The sequence below is a fragment of the Gordonia sp. (in: high G+C Gram-positive bacteria) genome, assembly GCF_012515855.1.
Lineage (GTDB): Bacteria > Actinomycetota > Actinomycetes > Mycobacteriales > Mycobacteriaceae > Gordonia.
Genome location: NZ_JAAYXO010000114.1, coordinates 1 through 4267, shown reverse-complemented (window position 1 = coordinate 4267; position 4267 = coordinate 1). Strand labels below are relative to the sequence as shown.

General features: G+C 69.3%; 2 protein-coding genes. Both read right to left on the bottom strand.

Annotated features, from left to right (window positions below; genetic code table 11):
* Positions 1-575 precede the first annotated feature (575 nt).
* Positions 576-1934 carry a M1 family metallopeptidase gene (locus tag GX543_RS08320; protein ID WP_290851204.1) on the bottom strand — a complete coding sequence of 453 codons (1359 nt, stop codon included), beginning with the start codon at positions 1932-1934 and terminating at the stop codon, positions 576-578.
* 68 nt (positions 1935-2002) lie between these two features.
* Positions 2003-4267: Pls/PosA family non-ribosomal peptide synthetase (locus GX543_RS08315; protein WP_366929059.1), on the bottom strand; the 2265-nt coding region annotated here is incomplete at its 5' end.

Sequence of the window (4267 nt, the reverse complement as noted above, 5' to 3'; positions counted from 1 at the left end):
TGTTTGCGCAGGTCAGAGCCACCCCCACGCTGATCGAGTGCCGCTGCGGCGCGGAGCCCGCATCGGTTTATCGAGATCGCCCTGCGCGCCGTCGCTCCGGTCTCGATTTTGAGCGGGTTCGCTGCGCTCACTCGCCGACTCGACCAACAGGGGAAGGCGCCTTCAGCGTCGCTCACTCGCCGGCTCGCCCCACGCTGATCGAGTGCCGCTGCGAGCGAAGCCCGCAACGGTTTATCGAGATCGCCCCCGCGCGCCGTCGCTCCGGTCTCGATTGTGGGCGGGTTCGCTGCGCTCACTCGCCGACTCGACCAACAAGGGGGAGGCGCGCCCGCGGCTTCACGCACTCGTGCCCGACGTTGATCGAGTGCCGCTGCGAGCGAAGCACGCAACGGTTTATCGAGATCACCCCCGCGCGTGGTCGCTTCGGTCTCGATCTTGGGCGGATTCGCTGCGCTCACTCGCCGACTCGACCAACAGGGGGAGGCACCTTCGGCTGCGCTCACTCGCCGACTCGACCAACAGGGGCCGACTCGACCAGCAGGGGCCGACTCGACCAGCGGGGCGAGGTGCCTCGTCTACGACATGGTCGGGAAGGGCGGGAGGTCCGGGGTGAAGAGCCAGTCCTGCCAGATGTCGCCCAACGGGGCCTTGGTGAAGGTCGAGGCCAGGGCGATGAAGTCTTCGGTGGTGACACAGCGGTAGGCGTACTTCTCGGTCCACCGGCGGAGGAGGGCGAAGAAGTCGCCGTCGCCGATGCGTAAGCGCAGGGCGTGCAGGGTCATGGCGCCGCGCTTGTAGACCCAGTCGTCGAACATCGTGCGTGCGCCCGGGTCGGCGAGCGGCATCCGCACTGGCGACGCTGCCAGCTTGGCGTAGTAGTGGTGGGCCCATTCGTCGGCGGACTTGCCGCCGGAGTGCTGACTCCACAGCCACTCCGCGTAGCAGGCGAAACCCTCGTGCAGCCAGATATCGCGCCAGCGGGCCACCGTCACCGAGTTTCCGAACCACTGATGCGCGAGCTCGTGGGCCACCAGTCGCTCGTGCTCCAAGGTGCCGTCGCAGTGGTTGGCGCCGAACGTCGAGAAGCCCTGTGATTCGAGTGGGATCTCGAGGTCGTCCTCGGTGACGACAGCCGTGTACTCGGGGAACGGATACGGGCCGAACATCTCGGTGAAGGCCTTGATCATCTGCGGCTGCCGGCCGAAACTGACGTCGAACTGAGCGCTCAACTTCGGGGGGATCAACCCGTGCATGGGCACTGGTCCGTCGGTCATGGTGCGCCGCTCGTACTGACCGATCTGAATGGCGGCGAGGTAGGTCGCCATCGGCTCCACCTGCTCGTACACCCAGGTGGTCTGTGCCGCGCGTCGACGGCTCGAGACCAGACGGCCGTTGGCCAGTGCGTAGTACGGCGAGTCGGTGGTGATCTCGATCCGGAAGGGAGCTTTGGCCTCGGGATGGTCGTCGCACGGGAACCACGAGGGCGCCCCGTTGGGCTGGTTGGCGCAGAGCGAGCCGTTCTCCAACTCCTCCCAGCCGACCGTTCCCCAGTCGGTGCGGACCGGTCGAGGGGTACCGGAGTAGCGGACCTCCACGGTCATCGCGCCGCCGGTGGGCACGGGTGAGGCGGGCGTGATCGTCAGCTTGCCGAACCGGTGGGTGTAGCGGACGCGTCGACCGTTGACCGTCACCCGCTCCACCCGCATGCCCGAGCTGAGGTCGAGGCTGAAGCGGGTCAGATGCTCGTACGACGACGCGGTGATCGTCACGGTGCCCGACAACCGGTTGCTGTTGACCTTGTATTCGAGCGCTAGGTCGTACCGAGAGACGCGGTACCCGAGGTTGCCGCTGCGAGGCAGGTAAGGATCCAGTTCGTGCGACGCCGCGCTGAGAGTGGGCGCATGCCACGTGGTCTTCCCGAGTTTGCCGGGCACAGCAGCCTTCCTATCGGTTCGGTCGGTGAGTCGAGCCTACCGCCGGTGGGCGGTCGCGGCCGCACGGGTCATCGCGGCCACGGAGCGATCGGATTGCCCTGCCATCGGGTGTGGTCGGGGACGACGTCGCCGCGCATCACCAACGACGCCGGTCCGACGGTCGCCGACACCCCGACGCCCGACGCCGGGAGCGCCACGCAGTGCGGTCCGAGGGTCGCGCCGGGGGCCAGGGTGACGGTGTCGATGGCCATGACGCGGTCGTGGAACAGATGCGTTTGGACCACGCAGCCGCGCTGAACGGTGGCGCCGTCGCCGAGTTCGACGAGGTCGGCCTCGGGGAGCCAGTACGACTCGCACCACACGCCGCGACCGATCTTGGCACCGAGAGACCGGAGCCAGAGGTTGAGGACGGGGGTCCCTGCCGCGGCATTGGCGAACCAGGGGGCCGCGACCGTCTCGACGAACGCGTCCGACAACTCGTTGCGCCAGACGAACGAGCTCCACAGCGGGTGCTCCGCCGCGTGAATCCGCCCGACCACTGTCCACTTGGCGACGGTGGCGATGAGCCCCGCCAGCGCGCCGGCCGTCAGCAGAATGAGGCCGCTGCACAGTGCCGCGACCACCACGCCCCATTTGACGGCGAACGTCTGGAGGGCGAAGAGCACGGTGATGCCGATGCCGAACGAGACCATCACCGCGAGGATGCGGAGCGTCTCGACGGTCGCGCGGGCGGCGCGCAGTCCGCGCGACGGCGTGAAGGTGCGCGACGTGTCGTTCTCGGACGCGGTGCGTCGGAGTCGAACCGGCGGGCTGCCGAGCCAGCTGGAACCGCTCTTCGACTTGACCGGCGCCGACGACAGCACCGCGACGAGGGAGTTCTTCGGCAGCTTGCGCGACGGAGCGACCATCCCGGAGTTGCCGAGGAACGCGCGTTTGCCGACCTTGGCCTCACCGACGCGCATCCAGCCGCCGCCGAGCTCGTACGACGCCATCAGGGTGTCGTCGGCCAGGAACGAATGGTCGCCGACAGTGGTGAACTTCGGGATCACCAGGGCTGTGGAGATCTCGGTGCCCTTGCCGATCCGGGCGCCGAGAGCGCGGAACCACCACGGCGTCAGCAGGCTCGCGTACAGCGGGAACAGATAGGTGCGTGCGGCGTCCATCAGCCTGCCGGTGCTCCACACCTGCCAGCCGATGCGCGACCGAACCGGGTGGACGCCGGAGGTCATGCCGATCGAGAGCAGTCGGACCGCGATCAGGATCAGGAGCGCGAACACCGCCATCGCGACCAGTGCGGCGACCGGTGCGAGAGCGATCCCGCGGATCGCGGCGTCACGCATGCGCTCGGCGGGCAGCGCCCAGGCGCCGATCACGGCGAGGCCCGCGGCCAGCGAGACCAGTGGGATGCCGGAGATCAGCAGGGCGGTGAGGGCGTAGATCGGCACCCACCACTTGCGCTGCGGCGGCCGATGGTCGGGCCACTGGGTCTTCGCCTTGCCGACCTTGATGGCGGGGGAGCCCGACCACCGCTGGCGGGGCTTCACCCGGCCGCGCACCGCGGAACCCGGATCGATGACGGACTCTCGACCGATCACTGCGCCGGGGAACAGCGTCGACCTCGATCCGACGGTGGCGCCGGCCTTCACGACGATCTGCCCGATGATGAGTTCGTCGCCGTCGAGCCACCATCCGGCGAGGTCGACCTCGGGTTCGATGGCCGCGCCGTCGCCGATCTCCAAGAGACCGGTGACCGGAGGCAGCGAGTGGAGATCGACGCCGTCGCCGATCTTGGCGCCGAGGGCGCGGGCCAGCGTGGGCAGCCACGGGGCGCCCGAGAGGTTGTACGCACCGCTCGCCTGCATCAGCCGCTCGGCCAGCCACAGGCGGACGTGCACGGAACGACCGCGCGGGTAGGTCCCGGGCCTGACGCCCGCCAGCAGCAGTCGGGCGCCGGCCGCGGCCAGAACGAGGCGGCCGAACGGCGTGACGAAGACGATGAACGCCGCGATCAGCACCCACCAGTTCACCTGGATCAGCCAGGGCGCGGAGTAGCCGAGGGCATCGGCGACGCTGCGGCCGACGTTGTTGGCGACGCCGAGCCAGGTGATCCACTGGATGCCGGTCAGGGTGGCGAGGGGGATCGATGCCGCAGCCTGCACGAACCCGGTGGCGAGCGGCACCGGCGCCACCTCGCGCGGCGTGACGCCCGCAGCCGGGTCACGCGCCTCGAGGAGCTCGGCCAGCGACCCGAGCCGCGGATGGTCGTACAGGTCGGCGACGGTGATCTCCGGGTAGCGAGCTCGCAGCGCCGTCACCAGCTGCGCCGCAGACAG